This is a genomic window from Stenotrophomonas sp. NA06056, assembly GCF_013364355.1.
Lineage (GTDB): Bacteria > Pseudomonadota > Gammaproteobacteria > Xanthomonadales > Xanthomonadaceae > Stenotrophomonas.
The window spans coordinates 2,252,038-2,272,485 of the sequence record NZ_CP054931.1; the positions used below are offsets into that span (position 1 = coordinate 2,252,038).

Below are 20,448 nucleotides of genomic sequence, written 5' to 3' on the forward strand. Positions count from 1 at the left end.
CCGCGTCAACGGCGGTCGAACCACACCGTCTGCGCGTTGACGAATTCGCGGATGCCGAAGTGCGACAACTCGCGGCCAAAGCCACTCTTCTTCACGCCGCCAATCGGCACGCGCGGATCGGAGGCCGAGAAGCCGTTGACGAACACGCCACCGGTTTGCAGCCGGCGTGCCAGCTGCATCGCACGAGCCTGGTCGCCCGTCCACAGATTGCCGCTGAGGCCGAACTCGCTCTGGTTGGCCAGTTCCACCGCATGATCGGCATCGCGCGCGCGGCTGATCGACGCCACCGGCCCGAAGGTCTCGGTGTCGAAGGCCTGCATTCCCGGCTCGACGCCTGCCAGTACGGTGGGCGCATAGAAGCTGCCGGGGCGATCAAGCTGCTTGCCGCCCACCAGCAGCTGCGCACCGGCCTCGACCGAAGCGCGAACCTGCGCATCGAGCTGTTCAAGCAGGTCCTGGCGGGCCATCGGGCCGATCCGGTTGCCGGCCTCGCGACCATCGCCGACAGTCAGCGCCTGCACCCGCTCACAGAACAACGCCACGAAGCGCTCGTACACCGGCGCTTCGACGATGATGCGCTTGCCGGCAATGCACACCTGCCCAGTGTTCTGGAAACGCGAGGCGACGGCGGCATCGACGGCTGCATCGAGATCGGCGTCGGCCAGCACGATGAACGGATCCGAACCACCCAGCTCGAGCACCACTTTCTTCAAGGCCTGCCCAGCCTGCGCAGCGATGCTGCGCCCTGCGGCGACGCTGCCGGTCAGGGTCACCGCGGCGATGCGATCATCGGCGATGGCGGCACTGGTGCCCTCGCGGCTGATGTTGGCGGCGATGAAGGTGCCATCGGGCAGGCCCGCATCGCGCCACGCAGCCGCGAGCAGCCCAGCAGTGCCGACGATGTTCTCGGCCGGCTTCAACAGGAAGCCATTGCCACCCATCAGGATCGGCACGGCCGCGCGCATCACCTGCCAGTACGGGAAGTTCCACGGCATGATGCCGAGCACCACGCCCAGCGGCAGGTAGGAGACATAGGCCTTGTTGTCGGCCACCGCGGTGGGTTCGTCGCGCAGGAAGGCCGCACCGTTGTCGGCGTACCAGTCACACAGCACCGCGCACTTCTCGATCTCGGCCAGCGACTCGGCGTGGACCTTGCCCATCTCGGCGGTGGCCAGCGCGGCCAGGGGTTCACGGTCACGGCGCAGCACGGCGGCCATCGCCCGCAGCACGCTTGCGCGTTGCTCGAGTGACTGCGCACTCCAGGCTGCAAAGCCGGCCTGTCCGCGGTCAAGGATGGCTTCCAGTTCCGCGGCATTGGCGAAGGGATGGCTGGCGATCTGCTGGCCGGTGGCCGGATCGCGGGAAATGGCAGCGGGGGCTGCGGGGGACGCGGACATGCAGGTCTCCTGTTGTCTCGACAACGGGCGGCTGCCCGTTTCCTGACAAGGAATGTGGACCTGATCGGCAAAGGCAACAAGGCGTCTGTTTATCCTGTGACCTGCACTTACCTGCCTGAATGGGGTGGGGTTCCCGGCAGGGCTGCGCCCTGCACCCGCAGAGGCAACAGCAACGGCAGAAGCAACAGCAACAGCAACGGCCGCATTCCGTGGCATGGCGGGGTGGGTCCGGCTGCGGGGGACGCCGTGAATACGTCCATGTAGGCTCGGTCGCGCCTTGCTCGTGTGCGCTGTCCTGCGCACACGGCAAGACCGGGGTTGGGCGTCCTGCCCAACCCGCCCGAGGCATGCCTCGGGCCCATGGCGCTCACGCCCCCGCAACCGGACCCACCCCGCCTTCGACAATTTCCCGCTGCTGTTGGTGGGTGTCGACCTTGGTCGACACATGGATCCACGCCATGCGTGGATGAATTTCCATCGAGATCGAATATCTCGAATCGAAATCGAAAAGCATCCACGCATGGCGTGGATCTACCAGATCGCCGAAATCTGTCAGAGGTGGGGCGGTGTCGGATTGCGGGGTGTCCGCGGCATGGATGCCGCGGCCAAGCCCCCATGGATGGGTTCACGGCGTCCCCGCAATCCGACACCGCCCCGCCAACTCACGGAAAACCCGCTGTTGCTGTTGCTGTTGCTGTTGCTTCGGCCTGGCCTCTGCAGGTGCAGGGCGCAGCCCTGCCGAACACCCTCTACCTGCGCGGCAGGTAGGTCACCAGTGACAGGTCGTGCCGGCTCTCCGGCACCAGCGCCACGTACTGCAGGTCCAGCAGCCCTCGCGTGGGATGGTTCAGCTTCTTGGCGCCTTCGTCGAAACGACGGACATCGTGCTCCGGCCACCACTCACGGAACTGCTCACTGTGCGTGCCGATGTCCTCGGCCAGCGCCAGGAACGGCGCCTTGTCCGGCGCCTGCGCCATCGCCGCGCGGAAGCTGGCCAGCAGGCCGCGGGTCATTTCTTCCCAGTTGAGGATCAACGTTCTGTACGGCGGATACAGGAACATCAGCCGCAGCGTGTTGCGCTCATGCGGCGCCAGCTGACCGTAGTCGACAAACAGTTCGGCGATGGCCGGGTTCCAGGCCAGGATGTCGAATCGGGTGTTGCGCACGTAGGCGGGGATCGGCTGCATCGCCTCCACCAGCTGGCGCAGGCCGTCGGTCACCGTCTCGTCGGGCGATTCCAGCGGCACCCCGTAGCCGGACAGCGCGAATGCGTAGGCGCGCTCGTCGTCGCTCATCCGCAGCACCTGCGCCAAGCGCTCCAGCACCTCGGGCGAGGCGCGTACTTCCCGGCCCTGTTCGATCCAGGTGTACCAGCTGACGCTGACCCCGATCGCCAGCGCGACTTCCTCGCGCTTCAGGCCCGGTGTGCGCCTGCGCCCCGCTGGCAGCCCCAGCGTTGCTGGCTCGACCCGCGCGCGGCAGGCCTTGAGAAACCCACCCAGTTCCTTGCGTTCGGCTTCACTGCGCATCATCGCCCTGCCCTGCAGGATTCAACGGCGCTGCGGGACGCCGATGACGTCCCGCAACGCAGGGCCCGGCCAGCAGATGGCACCGCTGTCGCCGGGCACGCATCAGGCATCGATGCGCTTGGAGCCGACCGCCAGGCCGGCCTTCAGGCTGGCCTCGACGAACTCGTCCAGGTCACCGTCGAGCACCTTCTGCGTATCCGAACGCTCGATGCCGGTGCGCAGGTCCTTGATACGGCTCTGGTCGAGCACGTAGTTGCGGATCTGGCTACCCCAGCCGATGTCGGACTTGGTGGCTTCCACCGCATCACGCTCGGCGTTGCGCTTCTGGATTTCCAGCTCGTACAGCTTGGCGGCCAGCATCTTCATCGCGTTGTCGCGGTTCTGGTGCTGGCTGCGGCCGGTCTGGCAGGCCACGACCGTGTTGGTCGGGATGTGGGTGATACGCACCGCCGACTCGGTCTTGTTGACGTGCTGACCACCGGCACCGGAGGAGCGGTACACGTCGGTACGCAGATCGGCCGGATTGATGTCGATTTCGATGTTGTTGTCCACTTCCGGCGACACGAACACCGAGGTGAAGCTGGTATGGCGACGGTTGTCCGAGTCGAACGGCGACTTGCGCACCAGGCGGTGCACGCCGGTCTCGGTCTTCAGCCAGCCATAGGCATAGTCGCCTTCCACGCGCAGCGTGGCCGACTTGATGCCCGCGACGTCGCCACCGGAGACTTCCATCAGCTCGGTCTTCCAGCCACGCGATTCGCACCAGCGCAGGTACATGCGCAGCAGGATCTCGGCCCAGTCCTGGGCTTCGGTGCCACCGGCGCCGGCCTGGATGTCGACGAACGCCGGAGCGGTGTCCATCTGGCCAGAGAACATGCGCTGGAACTCCAGCTTCTCCACGTGCGCCTGGTGCTTGTCCAGGTCGGCCACCACGGCCAGCGCGGTGTCCTCGTCCTGTTCGGACTCGGCCAGCTCCAGCAGTTCGGTGGCGTCGCTCAGGCCCTCCAGCACCGTGGCGATGCCGCCCACGGTCTTCTCCAGGGTCGAGCGCTCGCGCCCCAGGTTCTGGGCGTATTCGGCGTTGTTCCAGATGTCGGGGCTTTCCAGCTCCCGCGTTACTTCCTCAAGACGCTCTTTCTTGGCGTCGTAGTCAAAGATACCCCCGGAGCGACAACACGCGATCGGTCAGATCGGCGATGCGCTGGCGGACAGGATTCAGTTCGATCATGTCGGCGGTTTTGCATTCAAAAGATGACTGCAAATGATACCGCAGCCCGGGGTGAACAGGCGCAAAAGCCAGGTTCGTACTGCCCCGGCCCTACCCGCCCAGCGCCTGCCGCAGCAATGGCAGCTGCCGCCGGCTGCACGGCACCCGGGCCCCGTCAGCCATGTGCAGCAAGGCTTCACCGCCGTCCAGTGGCTCGATCGAGCGCAGCTGGTCACGGTTGACCAGCCAGCTGCGATGGCTGCGCAGGAACAGAACCGGGTCCAGCCGCGCTTCCAGCACCGCCATGGTGATCCGCAGCGGGTAGTCATGGCCGCGCACCCGCAGGTTCACGTAGTTGCCGGCGGCCTGGGCGTACTCGACGTCGGCCGTGGCCACCAGGAACTCCTTGCCCAGCTTGCGCACCAGGAAATGGTCCGGTCGATCGACCGGTTCGACCGGCGGGCCCTCGTCGGGGGCGGCCAACAGGGTCGCTTCACCCTGCCGGCGACGACCGAACCAGGCCACCGCATGTACCGCCGAGACCAGCAGCGCGTAGGTCTGGATGTCCTTGAAGAATTCGTAGAACCATTGTGCCGGCCAGTCCCCGAAGGTGTAGTGGCTACCCGACAGGGTGTGTGCGGCCTTGCGCAGCAGCACCATCCCGCTTACGTGCAGCAGCCACCACGCGACCGCACCCAGCAGGTATGGCATCAGTCGCTGCCGCCAGGTGTCGGCGTGCAGCGGCCAACGCGAGGCGGCACGGATCAACAGCGCCAACAGCAGCAGCGACACCAGCGCACTGCTGAACTCGTCGATCGTCGTCGCCATCCATTGCGAGGGCAGTCCGTCCCGCGCCGCCATCATCACCTTGGCCAGCACGTTGGCCGCCGCCGTCCCCAGGAACAGCACGCCCCAGAACACGGCTGCCTGCCGTCCTTGCCTGCTGCTGACCATTCGTTCGCCACGCACTTGTGGGTCCTGCTGGTTGTGCTCGTCCATCGCTGGATTATCGCCAACCACAGCCCCGGTGACGTACGCCATTCGTCCCCCAGCCCCGCCACTGGGCCCTGCGGGGCATCCAGCCGCCCCCTCCTGCTGGCGACAACCCATCGGGACTTCCACTCTGCGAAGACGCCAACACGGATACCGCCATGACTCGCCGCCACGATCTCGACACCCTGCGCATCGGCGCCTTCGGGCTGTTGATCCTCTACCACGTGGCCATGGCCTACGTGGCCGGATGGGACTTCCACCTCAAGAGCGTCCACACCGCTGAGTGGCTGCAGTGGCCGATGATCGCGTTGAATCGTTGGCGCATGCCGCTGCTGTTCGCGATCTCCGGCATTGCACTCGGCCTGTGCCTGCCCACTCACGGCCGCTGGCGCTTCGCGTTGCGGCGCGGCTGGCGGCTGTTGTTGCCGCTGTTGTTCGGCATCGTCGCGGTCGTTTCCCTGCAGGCCTACTGTGAGGCGGTGGACAAGGGTGACGCCGCGCCGGGACTCGGCGCCTTCCTGTGGCGCTACTGGCAGTTCCGGCCGTGGCCGGGCGCCAGCTTCAGCGGCGCCGCCCATGGCTTCACCTGGAACCACCTGTGGTACCTGGCTTATCTGATCCCCTACACACTGCTGGCGATCCTGTTGGCCAGCGTGTTGCGGCCGCTACGCCACCGCCTGCCGGATCTGCATCTGGGCGACCGCTGGATCGCCACGCTGAGCCTGCTGTTGCCGGTGCTGTGGCTGGCGTGGGCACTGCTGGTCATCCTGCCCGCGCACCCGCCAACCCATGCGCTGGTCAATGACCTGTACGTCCACGCCGAATCGCTGCCCCTGTTCCTTGGCGGCTTCCTCGCAGCGCGCTGGCAGCGTGGCTGGGATCTTCTGGTGCGCGGCCGGCGGTTGACCCTGGTATTGGCCTTGATCGGGCTGACTGTCGAACTGGGCATCCGCGCACTGGCGCGGATGCCGCATGTGGGCGATCTGGATGCTTGGGTGCTGGCCCTGCCCTGGGCGCAGACCGAGCGCGTTGGCCGCGCGCTGTACACCTGGTGTGCCCTGCTGGCCATCTTCGGCTGGGCGCAGGTCCTGCTTGCGCGTCCCTGGCGTGGCCTGGGCTACTGCCGCGAGGCGGTCTTCAGCTGGTACATCCTGCACCAGACGGTCCTGATCCTTCTGCTGTACTGGCTGCGGCCATTGCGGTTGGGCGCAGGGCTGGAGCCAGCGTTGGTGATCATCGGTACGGTCGGCGGCTGCCTGTTGATCCACGAACTGCTGGTGCGGCGCGTGCGCTGGCTGCGGCCGCTGTTCGGGTTGCGTGCCGATCCACCAGAGTCACCGATCGCACGCGCCGCAACAGCACGGTTGTAGAGCCAAGCCCACGCTCGGCTGCTTGTGCCATGAGCCGAGCACAGGCTCGGCTCTACAGCGAAGCAGTCGAGCAAGCTCGACGCTACACCGGCGTCCGAACCATCAACGCACCTCGAACTCGCCCACCAGCACGGTCTCGGCGCGATCCTTCAGCCGCATCGTCACCCTCTGGTCCTTCTGCTTCGGCGTGCCCCAGTGGGTGGTCAGGCGCAGCATCAACGTCGTCGCGCCGGTCACCAGCTGCTGGCGGCTGCCGAAATAGTTCGCCTCCACCTTGTACCTGCCGGGCTTGGCGTTGCGCAGCGAGAACTGTTCCGGGCCGTAGCCGCCGGTGAAGTCCTGCGACATCTGCCCACCCTGATAGGTCAGGCGGTTGCCGTAGTACGCGCGCTCACCGTTGGGGTCGGTCACCCACAGGTCCATGTCGCTGTTGTCGGCATCCCAGGCCAGCACCACGCGCAGGTCCAGCGGCATCGCCTGCAGCAGGCGCGGGTCGATGCCCTGGGTATCCAGGCGCGGCTTGCTGCCGGCTACCAGGTTGGTCAGCTCATCCAGGGCGATCAGCGCGATGCCGTCGAAGCGAGAATCCCAGCGCCGCACGACCACTTGATACAGCGGCGCCAGCGCCTGCTGCGACTTGCCCGCTGCGGCCAGCGCCAGGCCCAGGTCACGGAAGCTCTGCGGTTCCTCCTGACCCATCGCCAGCACCTGCTCGAACACGGGCACCGCCAGCGCCGGGGCATCGGCCTGCAACAGGCGATAGCCGAGCACGCGCAGCAGGTGGCGGTTGTCCAGGTCCATCTCAGCCAGGTTGGACAGCACGCGCAGGGCCAGATCGCGCTGCCCCTGTTCGAACAACAGGTCGGCCACGTCGAGGAAGAACGCGCTGCTGTCGGCGTGCGCATCGCGCTCGGCCAGATAGCGGTCGTACAGTTGCGACGCTGGCCCTTGGCGCAGGCGGCGGGCAACCGGCGAATCCGGCTGCCACGCAGCCAGCTTGATTCCCAGCCGACCGTCGTTGGCAGCGGCAGGCTCGGCCGCCATCGCATCGGCGGCCGCTTCCTGCATTGGCGCCGGTGCCGGTGCGGGACGCGCGACCGAACGCTGGCGCGCCGTGGCTGCATTCAACTGCATCTCCGCTGCTGCCGGCACCGGAGCAGCCAGCATCGCCACGGGTGCCGGCGGCGCGCCGGCCGCCACCTCCAGCGCCTTCGAATCGGCCTGCGGCGGTGCGCCCTTCGGCCAGCTGCGGTTCCACCACTGCTGGCGCTGCTGCCACTGCGTCACCACCTTGTCGAGGCGCTGGCGGTCGGCCGCATCGCGATCTGCCACCTGCCGCGCGAAGCGCTGGTCATACTCGGCGCGCAGCTCGCCCGACGGCCGGATCGCGTAGCGCAGATAGTCGTCCAGGGTTTCCAGCACGATCAGCGAGGTGTCCGGGCCCACCAGGCTGAACTGCTGCGACAGCAACTGCATCGCCTCACGGTTGCCACGTCGGTCGGTGCCCAGCTGCTGCAGGCGCGCCTGGGCCCACAGGCCAGCCAGCAGATCACCGTCTTGGTTCTTCTGCGTCGCGGGCAGCGCCTGCCACTCGCCACCGGCCACGCGCACCCGCATCGGCACGCCTTCGGCTGCCAGACGCGCATGCAACCACAGCCAGCCCTGGGCCTGGCTGCGGCGGTCGATCACCACATCCTGCACGCCACGGCCGGCATCGATCTGCACATCCAGCGGCACCGACAGCAGTTCGCGTGCGGCGGCATCGACATCGCTGCCGAGTGCCACGAAACTGCCGCCATGCGCCTCGCTCCAACCGCGCAGGCGGATGGCATCGGTGCGTGCACCCGCACTGCTGACCGCAAACAGGCGCTGGTCGGCAGCCAACGCGGGCAGCGCTTCCGGCCCGTAGGTCAGCAGGCCATCGCTGACCATCAGGTATTCCTTCACCTCGGCCTGGGGCTGCCACTGCGCCAGTGCACTGGCACCATCCGGCTGTACCGCCATCAATGCCCGGCGCAGTTCACTCCAGTCGCCGCCGCGGATACGGAAACGACGCAGCGGCTCGGCACGATCACGCAGCACCGTCAACGCGACACTGCCTTCGCCCATCGCAGCGAAGTAGCGATCGAGCAGCGCGAACTCGCGGCTGCGGTCGCGCTGGCCAGCGGAGCCGGAACCATCCCACAGCAGCCCCACGTCCGACGGCACGCGGCGCGGCGCGGCCGACGTCGGCACCGGCAGCTGTGCCAGCAGGTAATGACCGTCCTGCCAGCGGGCAACCTGCACCTGCGCCTTGCGCTCGGCCGGCAGCGTCCATTGCAGCTGGGCCGGCAACTGTGCGCCGCGCCCTTGCCAGTGCAGGCGGCCATCGGCGATACGGAACGGTGCGCTGCCAGTGTCAGCACCCTTCGGTGCCTGCACGTCCAGTTCGACAGCAGCGGCGCCGGCGACGAACTGCAGCGGCAGTGTCCAACGCCACCCCTGCCCGGCGTATGCCAGCGGCTCGCGTACGACCAGCTGCACGCGGCGGCTGCCACCGGCCGGCAGCGGATACACGCGCAGGCGGAACTGGTTGCCGGCGGTCTGCTCGAGCAGGCCCGGGTCGACGCCACGACGGGCGATCTCCTCGAACACCTGGCGACCGCGGTCCTTGGGCACCGGCACCGCTTCGCGCAATTCGCCATTGATGTCCAGGGCGAATCCGGTGATCTGCTGACCCTCACCCAGCGGGAACTGCAGCTCGCCCTCCAGCACGCGCTGATTGGGGTTGTGGAACTCCAGGGTGATCCGGGTCTGGGCAATGCCAGCCTGCACCTCGCCTTCGATGCGCGCCTGCCGAAGCTGCACGGGCTGTTCTGCCGCAGGAGCGATCAGCAACGGCGTCGACGTCATCGGCGGTGCCGGGCGGCGCGATGCCTGGGGCAATGCCGGCCAGGTTGCCAGGGCCAACAACAGTACGGTGCAGCAACGGGCGAAGACCATGACAGGACTCCAGTGGGATCGTGAATGCTAGAACGCACCAGACAGGTGGATGGGGTTAACGCGATTCGATGCTGGCTCTTGGCCGCCCCTGGGCGCACCATGTGCGACTTCCCGATCCCGTGCAAGGATGCCCATGCGTTCTCCCCTGCTTCCCACCCTGCTGGCCCTGTGTTGGCCATTGGCCGCCGGCGCAGCCGATGCGCCTGCAGGGCTGTATTTCGAGCATCACGACTGGGTCGTGGCCTGCGACAACACCCGCACTTGCCGCGCTGCCGGCTATGCCAGCAGCGATGACAGCACCCTGAGCGTGCAGCTGACCCGGAAGGGCGGCCCCGATCAAGCCATCAGCGGCCGCGTGTCATTGCAGCCGATCGACGACCAACCGCAGCCGAAGGACGCGCTGCATCTGCGCATCCAGCAGCGTGACCTCGGCGTGCTGTTGCCGGCCAAGGACACGGGCACCTACGTGCTGAGCCCAACGCAGACCACCGCAGTGCTGACGGCACTGGTGCGCGATGGCGGCATCACCGTTGTCGATGCCGGCGGCCGTGCGTGGCCGTTGTCGGACAAGGGCGCAGCGGCCGTGCTGCTGAAGACCGATGAGTTCCAGGGCCGCGTGGGGACGCCGGGCGCGGTGATGCGCAAGGGTACGGCTGCCGAAAGCAGCGTGCCTGCCGCCGTTGCCAAACCCGTGGTGCGCAAGGCAGCGACCTTGTCGACGCCGCCGGACGACCCGTCGTTTGCCAAGCTGGCCGCTTCACCGGCGCTGCGTGCAGCGCTGCGCGCCACTCTCGAAGGGCCCAGCTGCGAAGGCCTGCTCGAGACCGACCCGGATTCTCCGATCAGCAATTCGCCGCTGCAGATCCAACGTCTGGATGCCAAGCATCTGCTGGTCAATGTTCCCTGCTGGCGCGCCGCCTACAACACCGGCGATGGCTACTGGGTCATCGGCGAGAAAGCGCCCTACCAGCCGCAGTGGGTGACCAGCGATGCGATCGACTACGGCGACGGGCAGATTGTCGCCTCGCACAAGGGCCGCGGCCTGGCCGACTGCGTGTCGGATGAAACGTGGACCTGGGATGGCACGCGCTTCGTCGCAACCTCGGCGATCAGCGGCGGCCTGTGCCGCGGCGTTCCCGGTGGGACCTGGGAACTGCCGACGCGGGTAAGCGAGGTCCGCTGACCTCACCGAAAAAGGGGACGGAGGGGATCAGGTCGCAAATGGCAAACAAGGCACAAGCGACTTGATCCCCTCCGTCCCCTTTTCTCATGCGGGCAGGCAGTGCTCGACGATCAGCTGGATCGCGCTGCCACCGCGATAGTCATCGCAGGCCAGGCGATAGGCCAAGTGGACATGCCTGCCTGGCGCGTTGCCGTGCCAGCCACCGAAGTGGATCGCGTTGATCGTGCCCGGTACGCCGGGCAGGCGCAGTTCCAGCTTCAGATGTCGTTCCTTCAGCACGCGCCAGTTGGCCACTTCGAAGTGGCCGTCGAACAGCGGCTCGGGGAAACCCTGTCCCCAGGGCCCGGCCAGGCGCAGTGCATCGGCATGGCGATGATCGAGCTCGTCCGCTGCCAGTTCGCCGTCGCTGAGCACCTGCTGCTGCAGTGCGGCCGGGTCGAGCATTTCCAGCGCGGTGGCGACGAACGCGGTTTCGAACTCGGCCAGATGATCCAGGCGCATGCTCAAGCCGGCCGCCATTGCGTGACCGCCGAAGCGCTCGATCAGACCGGGATGGCGGGCATCGACCAGCGCCAATGCGTCACGGATATGCAGGCCGGGAATCGAACGGGCCGAGCCACGCAGGGTGTCGGCACCCGGCTCAGCCGGCGCAAACGCGATCACCGGACGATGCAGGCGATCCTTCATTTTCGACGCAACCAGGCCAACCACGCCAGGATGCCAATCCGCATCGAACAGGCAGGCCGCCACCGGTCGCTGCCCTGCGGTATCGAGCACCACCTTCGATAGCGCCTGTTCGGCGTCATCGGTCATCGACTGCTGCACCGCACGCCGCTCGGCGTTGATCTGCTCCAGCGTCTGCGCGATGTCGCGGGCCTGCCGCGGATCTTCGGTGAGCAGCAGCGCGATACCCAGCGCCATGTCTTCCAAGCGACCGGCCGCATTCAAGCGCGGGCCAAGACCGAAGCCAATGTCGGTGGCGGTCAGTCGTGCAGCGTCGCGACCACTGGCTTCGATCAATGCTTTCAGGCCGACGCAGCCCTGGCCGTTGCGCAACCGCCGCAGTCCCGCGCTGACCAAGGCGCGATTGTTGGCATCCAGCACCACCAGATCGGCGACGGTGCCCACGGCCACGAGGTCCAGCAGCGTGGTCAGGTCCGGCCCCTTGCCATCGGCAAATACACCCGCTTCGCGCATCTGCCGGCGCAGCGCCATCAGCACGTAGAAGATCACGCCCACGCCGGCCAGCGATTTGCTGGGGAAGGCATCACCGTCCAGATTCGGGTCGACGATGACATCTGCAGGTGGCAGCTGCGGGCCGGGCAGATGGTGATCGGTCACCAGCACCTGCCAGCCACGCGCCTTGGCTGCGGTCACGCCGGCATGGCAGGCGATGCCGTGATCGACGGTGACCAGCAGATCCGGCTGCAGCGCGGCCAGTTCGTCCACCAGCGACGGTGACAGACCATAGCCATGCACCATGCGGTTGGGCACCGCGTGGAAGACATGCTGCGCGCCGAGCATGCGCAGACCCCGCACGCCGACCGCGCAGGCGGTTGCGCCGTCGCAGTCGAAATCACCGACCACCAGGATGCGCTTGTCGGCGGCGATGGCGTGGACCAGCAGGTCCACGGCCGCATCGATACCGGTCAGCAGCTCGGGCGCGTGCAGATTGCCCAGCTTGGGCAACGCCAGCTCCGGCGTGTACGCACCGCGTGCGGCATACAGGCGGGCCAACAATGGCAGCGTGCCGTCCGGCCAACTGCCAGGCGCGACGGCATCGCGACGGCGGATCATCGGCGTATCACAGGTCGACGGCACGGCATCGGCGGCAAGGGACATCGGCATCGCCGGGTTACGGAAGACCCGCGCATAATACCCCGCTCGGCTTGTCAGGCTCTGCGCGGGCTTGGCGCAGGCGGGGTGATCGCCCATGCTTGTTCGCTTCTGAAACGGAATTCGCCATGTACCGCCCGCTGTCCGCATTGATTGCCAGCCTGTTGCTGCCGCTCGCCAGCCACGCCGGAAACACACCGCTGGAACCCGGTATCGAGTTCGTGCACCACGACTGGTTCCTGGCCTGCGACAACACCGGCACCTGCCGCGCCGCCGGCTATGGCCCGGAGAACGCAGACAGCCTGCTGGGCCTGATGCTGGAACGCCCTGGCGGTCCCGGCACGGCAGTGAAGGCGCGGCTGCGGGTCGGTGAGGATGGCGAAAGTGCGATGCCTGAAGGTGAGATGCGCCTGCAGGTGAATGGACGTGATCTGGGCGCTGTGCAGGACACCGGGGCCGACGAAGCAGTGACGCTGCGGCCGGCGCAGGTTGAGACCCTGCTCGCCGCCCTGCCCGGCCGGGCCCGCATCGAGGTGGTCGACAGCAGGGGCACGCGCTGGCCGATCTCCGATCATGGTGCCGCCGCAGTGCTGTTGAAAATGGACGAGGCACAAGGGCGGGTGGGCACGCCCGGTGCACTGGTACGGCGTGGCACGCGTGCCGAGGCGAGCGTGCCGGCCGCAGCGGCCAAGCCGGTGATCATGCGCGGCGTGCTGGCGGCCACTCGCCCCGGCGATAGCGTGCTGGGCGGCAGCAAAGCGCTGCGCGACGCGCTGATTGCCACGCTCGGCGACAGCGACGACTGCCCACGCCTGATCGAGTACACGGGAACCCCGGAAATGGTGATCCAGCGGCTGGACGACAGTCACGTGCTGGTGCAGGCGCTGTGCCAGATGGGCGCGTACAACTTCAGCAATGGTTTCTGGATCACACGCGATCAGCCACCTTTCGCAGTGGAGGTGGTCACACTGGAGGCAGAGGGCTTCTCGCACGAGGAGCGCACGCTGTACGCACGCTACAAGGGCCGCGGCATCGGTGACTGCGTTTCCGGCTCGGACTGGGTATGGGATGGCCGCAGATTCCAGCCCAGCAGTGTGTTCAGCACCGGCTTGTGTCGTGGCGTGCCGGGCGGGCACTGGACCCTGCCGACGCTGGTCAGCGAGGTTCGTTGAGCGCGCGACCTTTCGCGGCTGGGCGAAGGCGAAGGCCTGCGCCAGCTGCTTCAGCCCAGCAGCACGGCACGACCATCACCTCACCCGCCGGGCTTGGCCCAGCGCTACTGCATTGCCTCAGGCGTCGTGCAACTGCCGTGGCTTCTTCCAGAACTGCCAGCGCTGGCCCCTGTCCAGCTGGAACTGCAGGCCGTCCTCGAAGTCCAGCACCAGCCGCTGCAGTTCGCCGCGCTTGAGCGCGGCCAACAGCGGCCGGATGGCGTCGTTGCCCAGCTGCTGCAACGAGCGCAGCTGGCGCAGGTCGACCAATGCATCGACTGACTGTTCGCCGTCCACCGCTACGCCTGCGGCCTGGGCCAGGCCCTGCAGCAATGCGTCGCGGCTGCGCACCTGCGCGTGCGGCGTGGCGACCGAAACCGGCATCACGCCACCACCCCAGAACCACAGCGAATTGATCGGCTGCTGGCCCTGTGCCGCACGCTGCTGGTTCCACGAATGGGTGTGCAGCAGCACCTGCGCCTCGGTCATCAACGCGCGCCAGCGACGGCCCGCGTCGCCGGGCGGCAGGTGCGAGAACAGGTCATCGCCCAGCACCTCGTCGGGGCTGTCGAACTCCGGCAGCTCGGTACCGATGGGAAGCCGCAGATACCAGCGCGACGGATCGGGGGCATCCAGAATGAAGCCCGCATCCGCAAACAACGGCTGCAATACGGGCAGCAAGGCCAGCGTATCGGCCAGGCTGGGCCGCAGCGTTTCGCCGTGGCCCATCATGCGCGCGCCGTGCATGTCCGGCACCATGCAGGCCGGGTCCGCACGCAGCCAGCAGGCGCCGGCAGCATCGCCGACGTCACGCTGACGGGTCAACGCGGCCACCGGCCATTGCGGCGCGGCAACCGTGAAGTGGCGCAGCAGCTGCGCACGCTCACCGGCGTCGCCCTGCGAGGTGGCGGCGCGGCCCAGGGCACGCGCCACATCATCCGGCAATGCAGCCACCGCAAAGCGGCTGCGTGCCGGCAACAGCAGGGTCGCCGTCGCCACGGATCAGTCCTGGTAGCTGACGCTGACGATCTCGTACTCGCGCTGGCCGGCCGGCGCGTCGATCACGATCGAATCACCTTCCAGCTTGCCGATCATCGCGCGGGCGACCGGCGAGGAAATCGCGATCAGGCCCAGCTTGATGTCCGCTTCCAGATCGCCAACGATCTGGTACTTCTTCTCTTCGTCCGATTCCACGTCGGCCAGGGTCACGCTGGCGCCGAACACCACCTTGGAGCCTGCATTGAGCTTGCTCACGTCGATGATCTCGGCGTGCGACAGCTCGCCTTCCAGCTGCTTGATGCGGCCTTCGATGAAGCCTTGTTCCTCGCGCGCGGCGTGGTACTCGGCATTCTCCTTCAGGTCGCCATGCTCGCGCGCTTCGGCGATCGCGGCGATCACCTTCGGGCGCTTGACCGACTTCAGGTGATCCAGCTCATCGCGCAGTCGCTGCGCGCCCTTCATCGTGATGGGTGCTCTCATGCGTTCAACTCCTTGTGCAGTTCCTGCAGCGACCAGACCGGGCCGGTACCGCGGAATTCCAGTGAATCCACCAGCGCCTTGGCGCCGGCAATAGTGGTCGAATAGGTGACGCGGTGCTGCAACGCCTCGCGACGGATCGAGAACGAGTCGTTGATCGCGGCACGCCCTTCGGTCGTGTTGACGATGTAGACGATTTCGCCGTTCTTGATCGAATCAACGATGTGCGGGCGACCCTCGACCACCTTGTTGATGATCTCGCAGTCCATGCCGTGCTGCTGCAGCCACGCGGCGGTGCCACGGGTGGCGACCAGGCTGTAGCCACGCGCCAGCAGGGCCTTGGCCACCGGCAGCACGCGCTTCTTGTCCGGATCGCGCACCGACACGAAGGCCTTGCCGACCGGCGGCGCCTTGATGCCACCGGCTTCCTGCGCACGTGCGAAAGCGGCGTTGAAGGTACGGCCCACGCCCATCACCTCACCGGTGGAGCGCATCTCCGGCCCAAGGATCGGGTCGACGCCCTGGAACTTGGCGAACGGGAAGATCGCTTCCTTCACCGAGTAGTAGTCCGGCACGATTTCCTTGGTGGCGCCCTGCTCTTCCAGGGTCTTTCCGGCCATGCAGCGGGCCGCGATCTTGGCCAGCGGCATGCCGGTGGCCTTGGACACGAACGGCACGGTGCGCGAGGCACGCGGGTTCACTTCCAGCAGGAAGATGGTGTCTTCACCCTCTTCGCTGGTCTGGATCGCGAACTGGGTGTTCATCAGGCCCACCACGTTCAGGGCCTTGGCCAGCTCGACCACCTGGCGGCGCAGCTCGGCCTGGGTTTCAGCCGACAGCGAGTACGGCGGCAGCGAGCAGGAGGAATCGCCCGAGTGCACGCCCGCCTCTTCGATGTGCTCCATCACGCCACCGATCAGGACGTTGCCCTGGGCGTCGGCGATGATGTCCACGTCGCACTCCACCGCGTTGTCGAGGAAGCGGTCCAGCAGCACCGGCGAATCGTTGGACACCTTCACCGCGTCACGCACGTAGCGGGCCAGATCGGATTCGCCATAGACGATTTCCATCGCGCGGCCACCCAGCACATAGCTCGGGCGCACCACCAGCGGGTAGCCGATCTCGCGCGCCAGCAGCAGCGCTTCCTGGTCGTTGCGGGCGATGCGGTTCGGCGGCTGCTTCAGGCCCAGCTGGTCGACCAGCTGCTGGAAGCGCTCGCGGTCTTCGGCCAGGTCGATCGAGTCCGGGCTGGTACCGATCACCGGCACACCGTTGGCCTCCAGCGCGCGCGCCAACTTCAGCGGAGTCTGGCCGCCGTACTGCACGATCACGCCCTTCGGCTGCTCCAGCTCGACGATTTCCAGCACGTCTTCCAGGGTCAGCGGTTCGAAGTACAGGCGATCGGAGGTGTCGTAGTCGGTCGACACGGTTTCCGGGTTGCAGTTGACCATGATGGTTTCATAGCCATCCTCGCGTAGCGCCAGTGCCGCGTGCACGCAGCAGTAGTCGAATTCGATGCCCTGGCCGATGCGGTTCGGGCCACCGCCCAGGATCATGATCTTGTCGCGGTTGGTCGGCGCGGCTTCGCACTCGTCCTCGTAGGTCGAGTACAGGTAGGCGGTGCCGGTCGAGAACTCACCGGCGCAGGAGTCCACGCGCTTGTAGACCGGGCGCACCTTGTGGGCACGGCGCAGCGCGCGGATGGCCGCTTCATTGGTGCCGGTCAGCTGGGCCAGGCGGGCGTCGGAGAAGCCGGCGCGCTTGAGCTTGCGCAGGCGTACCGCATCCAGTGCATCGATGCCATCGGCCGCGACCTGGGCCTCGGCGGCGATGATTTCTTCGATCTGGTCCAGGAACCACGGATCGATGTAGGACAGCTTGAAGATGTCCTCCACGCTCATGCCGGCGCGGAACGCATCGGCGACGAAGAACAGGCGTTCCGGACCGGGTGCCTTCAGCTCACGACGCAGGGTCTGCAGGTCGTCTTCATTGGTCAGGTCCAGGCCGGTCGGGTCGAAGCCGACCTTGCCGGTTTCCAGACCACGCAGGGCCTTCTGCATCGACTCCTGGAAGGTACGGCCCATCGCCATCACCTCGCCCACCGACTTCATCTGGGTGGTCAGGCGTGCATCGGCGGCCGGGAACTTCTCGAAAGCGAAGCGCGGAATCTTGGTGACGACGTAGTCGATGGACGGCTCGAACGACGCCGGGGTCAGGCCACCGGTGATCTCGTTCTTCAGTTCGTCCAGGGTGTAGCCCACGGCCAGCTTGGCAGCGACCTTGGCGATCGGGAAACCGGTGGCCTTGGAGGCCAGCGCCGAGGAGCGCGACACGCGGGGATTCATCTCGATCACCACCACGCGGCCGGTGTCCGGGTTGATGCCGAACTGCACGTTCGAACCACCGGTATCCACACCGATCTTGCGCAGCACGGCGATGGAGGCATCGCGCAGGCGCTGGTATTCCTTGTCGGTCAGGGTCTGCGCCGGGGCCACGGTGATCGAGTCACCGGTGTGCACACCCATCGGGTCCAGATTCTCGATCGAGCAGACGATGATGCAGTTGTCCGCGGTATCGCGGACCACTTCCATCTCGAATTCCTTCCAGCCCAGCACCGACTCCTCGACCAGCACTTCGGTGGTCGGCGACAGCTCCAGGCCGCGGTTGACGATCTCGATCAGCTCTTCACGGTTGTAGGCGATGCCGCCGCCACTGCCGCCCAGGGTGAAGCTGGGGCGGATGATGGTCGGGTAGCCGACGCGGGCCTGGATCTCCAGCGCTTCGTCCAGGGTATGGGCAACGGCGGCGGTCGGGCACTCCAGGCCGATCTCACCCATCGCCACACGGAACAGCTCGCGGTCTTCGGCCATCATGATCGCTGCGCGCTTGGCGCCGATCAGCTCGACGTTGTACTTCTCCAGCACCCCGTTGTCAGCCAGGTCCAGCGCGCAGTTCAGCGCGGTCTGGCCGCCCATGGTCGGCAGCAGCGCGTCGGGCTTCTCCTTGGCGATGATCTTCTCGACCGTCTGCCAGTTGATCGGCTCGATGTAGACAGCGTCGGCCATCTCCGGATCGGTCATGATCGTGGCCGGATTGCTGTTGACCAGCACCACGCGGTAACCCTCGTCACGCAGGGCCTTGCAGGCCTGGGCGCCGGAGTAATCGAACTCGCAGGCCTGGCCGATGACGATCGGGCCGGCACCGATGATGAGGATGGTCTTGAGGTCAGTGCGCTTGGGCATTTTCTTCTCTAAGTCAGTACAGCGTGACAAGGGGGAGTGATCGCACGCTGTCGATCAGGAAATCTCTTCGGGTTTCAGCGCAATCCGGCACTGGTCCTGCAACGGCTTGGCCAACTGCGCGTCCAGGTCCTCTGGAATCGCTGGCTCACTTTCGAACGAAGCCACCATGCGGCGGTACGCCGGGCTGGCCATGAAGGCAGCAAGCTGTGCGCGGTCCGTTGCGCCCAGGCCGGCGCCGGCCTTGGCCTCGGTGTTGTCCGGGGTGGAATTGGCGAAGGTGGACGACAGGGCCTTGCCTGCCGTCGTGGCCAGGAAGCGCGACCATTCGGCAATCACCACGTCACCGTCATTGCCCAGGCCCTGGATGATCGAACGGCGGAACTGCGCATCCAGCAGATCGCCCACAGGCGCCTGCGCGCAGGCCTGGTCGGCATCCGGCAACGCCTTCAATGCCGGCGTGTTGTCGATCACCAGATCGGCCATGGTCGCGCCCAGCGAGCCCATGCCCAACGACTTCACCACCGCCGCCACATCGGCATCGGACGCCGGCGTTGCCTGCGCCACGCCCGCGACACACCACAGCAGCGGCAGTAGCGCCAGGCTGCGCATCAAGCCTTGGCCTCGGCCATCAGGTTCACGAAACGATCGAACAGCGGACCGACGTCGGTCGGGCCCGGCGACGCTTCCGGATGCCCCTGGAACGAGAAGGCCGGCACGTCGGTGCGGGCGATGCCCTGGTTGGTGCCGTCGAACAGCGAACGGTGGGTCACCCGCAGGGTGGCCGGCAGGGTCGTTTCATCCACCGCGAAGCCGTGGTTCTGCGAGGTGATCATCACCCGGCCGCTGTCCAGGTCCTGCACCGGATGGTTCGCACCATGGTGGCCATGGCCCATCTTGATCGTCTTGGCGCCCGACGCCAGGCCCAGCAGCTGGTGGCCCAGGCAGATGCCGAAGGTCGGGACCTTCACGTCGATGAAAGTCTTGATTGCCTCGATGGCGTAGTCGCACGGTTCCGGGTCACCCGGGCCGTTGGACAGGAATACGCCGTCCGGCTTCAACGCCAGCACCTCGGCGGCCGGGGTCTGCGCCGGCACCACGGTAACCTCGCAACCGCGCTCGGCCAGCATGCGCAGGATGTTGGTCTTCACGCCGAAGTCGTAGGCCACGACCTTGAATTTGGCCGGCACACTGACGAACGCGTTGGCGTCCAGGTCCAACTGGCCTTCGGTCCAGGTGTAGGTCTTCTCGGTAGTGACGACCTTGGCCAGATCCATGCCCTTCAGCCCCGGGAACTTGCGGGCGGCTTCCAATGCCTTTTCCACATCGATGCCGTCGCCGGCCATCAGCGCGCCGTTCTGGGCGCCCTTCTCGCGCAGGATGCGGGTCAGCTTGCGGGTGTCGATGCCGGCGATGGCGACCACGCCGCGCTGGATCAGCCAGTCCTGCAGCGACACCTGGCTGCGCCAGCTGCTCGGGCGGCGCGGTACGTCGCGCACGATCAGGCCGGCCGACCACACCTTGGACGCTTCATTGTCCTGGTCGGTCATGCCGGTGTTGCCAATGTGCGGATAGGTCAGCGTGACCATCTGCCGGGCGTAGGACGGGTCGGTCAACACTTCCTGGTAGCCGGTCATGGCGGTGTTGAACACCACCTCACCGACGGACAGGCCGGGCGCGCCTACGGATTCGCCCTCGAATACGGTGCCGTCTTCGAGGACGAGGATTGCGGCTTGGGTCACGGAATTCTCACTTTGGCTACCGAGGGGGTGCCGAAGTCACGCCTGCGCTTCACGGAAATCCGGTTGCAAAAAAGCGCGGACGTACGGTCTGGGACCGGTCCGGCTTTCGTGATTCGGCGAGTGCGAATTGTAGCGCTGCCGGGGCGCTCGCGCCAGCGGTTATCGCCATTCATGAACAGGCGATTGCGCATTCATTTCAATCCGGGGGCGTATGCGGGCCCTGCCCCCGGTAGTGCCGGCCGCTGGCCGGCAACCACGGGGTGCCCGACGGCAAGGGGGTTGC

General features: G+C 66.8%; 14 protein-coding genes. 3 read left to right on the top strand and 11 right to left on the bottom strand.

Annotated elements, in window-relative coordinates:
* Positions 1–5 precede the first annotated feature (5 nt).
* The 4 genes from HUT07_RS09950 to HUT07_RS09965 form a co-directional block, all read right to left on the bottom strand.
* The gene (locus tag HUT07_RS09950; protein ID WP_176020805.1) at positions 6–1,397 is read right to left on the bottom strand and encodes an NAD-dependent succinate-semialdehyde dehydrogenase; all 1,392 of its coding nucleotides are present in this window, start codon (positions 1,395–1,397) and stop codon (positions 6–8) included.
* A 749-nt stretch (positions 1,398–2,146) separates the two neighbouring features.
* The gene (locus HUT07_RS09955; RefSeq protein WP_176020806.1) at positions 2,147–2,929 is read right to left on the bottom strand and encodes a helix-turn-helix transcriptional regulator; all 783 of its coding nucleotides are present in this window, start codon (positions 2,927–2,929) and stop codon (positions 2,147–2,149) included.
* A gap of 99 nt (positions 2,930–3,028) precedes the next feature.
* Positions 3,029–4,154, bottom strand: a protein-coding gene (gene prfB / locus HUT07_RS09960) for a peptide chain release factor 2 (RefSeq protein WP_176020807.1) whose coding sequence is annotated in 2 segments (ribosomal slippage) — positions 3,029–4,078 and positions 4,080–4,154 — 1,125 coding nt in all. Because the reading frame shifts where the segments join, the coding sequence is not laid out codon by codon here.
* A gap of 90 nt (positions 4,155–4,244) precedes the next feature.
* On the bottom strand, positions 4,245–5,087 hold the full coding sequence (locus HUT07_RS09965; RefSeq protein WP_176022518.1) for a LytTR family DNA-binding domain-containing protein: 843 nt from the start codon (positions 5,085–5,087) through the stop codon (positions 4,245–4,247).
* Between the two features lie 197 nt (positions 5,088–5,284).
* On the opposite strand from HUT07_RS09965, the gene HUT07_RS09970 reads away from it, so the two are divergent.
* Entirely contained in the window at positions 5,285–6,496 is a 1,212-nt protein-coding gene (locus HUT07_RS09970; protein ID WP_176020808.1) for an acyltransferase family protein, read from the top strand.
* A gap of 102 nt (positions 6,497–6,598) precedes the next feature.
* Here the strand turns inward: HUT07_RS09970 and HUT07_RS09975 are convergent, their stop codons facing one another.
* Positions 6,599–9,478, bottom strand: coding sequence for a VIT domain-containing protein (locus HUT07_RS09975; RefSeq protein WP_176020809.1), 2,880 nt, complete (start codon positions 9,476–9,478; stop codon positions 6,599–6,601).
* Positions 9,479–9,611: 133 nt separating this feature from the next.
* On the opposite strand from HUT07_RS09975, the gene HUT07_RS09980 reads away from it, so the two are divergent.
* Complete coding sequence (locus HUT07_RS09980) at positions 9,612–10,661, top strand: DUF1176 domain-containing protein (RefSeq protein ID WP_176020810.1); 1,050 nt, start codon at positions 9,612–9,614, stop codon at positions 10,659–10,661.
* Between the two features lie 84 nt (positions 10,662–10,745).
* Here the strand turns inward: HUT07_RS09980 and recJ are convergent, their stop codons facing one another.
* On the bottom strand, positions 10,746–12,503 hold the full coding sequence (recJ, locus tag HUT07_RS09985) for a single-stranded-DNA-specific exonuclease RecJ (protein ID WP_176020811.1): 1,758 nt from the start codon (positions 12,501–12,503) through the stop codon (positions 10,746–10,748).
* A gap of 122 nt (positions 12,504–12,625) precedes the next feature.
* On the opposite strand from recJ, the gene HUT07_RS09990 reads away from it, so the two are divergent.
* Complete coding sequence (locus HUT07_RS09990) at positions 12,626–13,669, top strand: DUF1176 domain-containing protein (RefSeq protein WP_176020812.1); 1,044 nt, start codon at positions 12,626–12,628, stop codon at positions 13,667–13,669.
* Positions 13,670–13,786: 117 nt separating this feature from the next.
* Here HUT07_RS09990 and HUT07_RS09995 read toward each other — a convergent pair whose 3' ends face one another.
* Genes HUT07_RS09995 through carA form a run of 5 tightly spaced genes read right to left on the bottom strand, consistent with a single transcriptional unit; the run spans position 13,787 to position 20,165 of the window.
* On the bottom strand, positions 13,787–14,707 hold the full coding sequence (locus HUT07_RS09995) for a phosphoglycerate mutase (protein WP_176020813.1): 921 nt from the start codon (positions 14,705–14,707) through the stop codon (positions 13,787–13,789).
* Between the two features lie 3 nt (positions 14,708–14,710).
* Positions 14,711–15,175 (bottom strand): transcription elongation factor GreA, encoded by a 465-nt coding sequence (gene greA, locus HUT07_RS10000; protein ID WP_176022519.1) that lies wholly within the window; start codon positions 15,173–15,175, stop codon positions 14,711–14,713.
* 8 nt (positions 15,176–15,183) lie between these two features.
* Complete coding sequence (gene carB / locus HUT07_RS10005) at positions 15,184–18,426, bottom strand: carbamoyl-phosphate synthase large subunit (RefSeq protein ID WP_176020814.1); 3,243 nt, start codon at positions 18,424–18,426, stop codon at positions 15,184–15,186.
* A gap of 54 nt (positions 18,427–18,480) precedes the next feature.
* Entirely contained in the window at positions 18,481–19,035 is a 555-nt protein-coding gene (locus tag HUT07_RS10010; RefSeq protein ID WP_176020815.1) for a hypothetical protein, read from the bottom strand.
* Entirely contained in the window at positions 19,035–20,165 is a 1,131-nt protein-coding gene (gene carA, locus HUT07_RS10015) for a glutamine-hydrolyzing carbamoyl-phosphate synthase small subunit (protein WP_176020816.1), read from the bottom strand. The genes HUT07_RS10010 and carA overlap by 1 nt, the downstream gene beginning before the upstream one ends.
* Positions 20,166–20,448 lie beyond the last annotated feature (283 nt).

Bases quoted from the DNA above. Each gene is read 5' to 3' on its own strand.
- carB (WP_176020814.1), bottom strand. From the start codon at position 18,426: ATGCCCAAGCGCACTGACCTCAAGACCATCCTCATCATCGGTGCCGGC.
- HUT07_RS09980 (WP_176020810.1), top strand. From the start codon at position 9,612: ATGCGTTCTCCCCTGCTTCCCACCCTGCTGGCCCTGTGTTGGCCATTG.
- HUT07_RS09990 (WP_176020812.1), top strand. From the start codon at position 12,626: ATGTACCGCCCGCTGTCCGCATTGATTGCCAGCCTGTTGCTGCCGCTC.
- HUT07_RS09955 (WP_176020806.1), bottom strand. From the start codon at position 2,929: ATGATGCGCAGTGAAGCCGAACGCAAGGAACTGGGTGGGTTTCTCAAG.
- HUT07_RS09970 (WP_176020808.1), top strand. From the start codon at position 5,285: ATGACTCGCCGCCACGATCTCGACACCCTGCGCATCGGCGCCTTCGGG.
- HUT07_RS09950 (WP_176020805.1), bottom strand. From the start codon at position 1,397: ATGTCCGCGTCCCCCGCAGCCCCCGCTGCCATTTCCCGCGATCCGGCC.
- HUT07_RS09965 (WP_176022518.1), bottom strand. From the start codon at position 5,087: ATGGTCAGCAGCAGGCAAGGACGGCAGGCAGCCGTGTTCTGGGGCGTG.
- recJ (WP_176020811.1), bottom strand. From the start codon at position 12,503: ATGTCCCTTGCCGCCGATGCCGTGCCGTCGACCTGTGATACGCCGATG.
- HUT07_RS09975 (WP_176020809.1), bottom strand. From the start codon at position 9,478: ATGGTCTTCGCCCGTTGCTGCACCGTACTGTTGTTGGCCCTGGCAACC.
- HUT07_RS10010 (WP_176020815.1), bottom strand. From the start codon at position 19,035: ATGCGCAGCCTGGCGCTACTGCCGCTGCTGTGGTGTGTCGCGGGCGTG.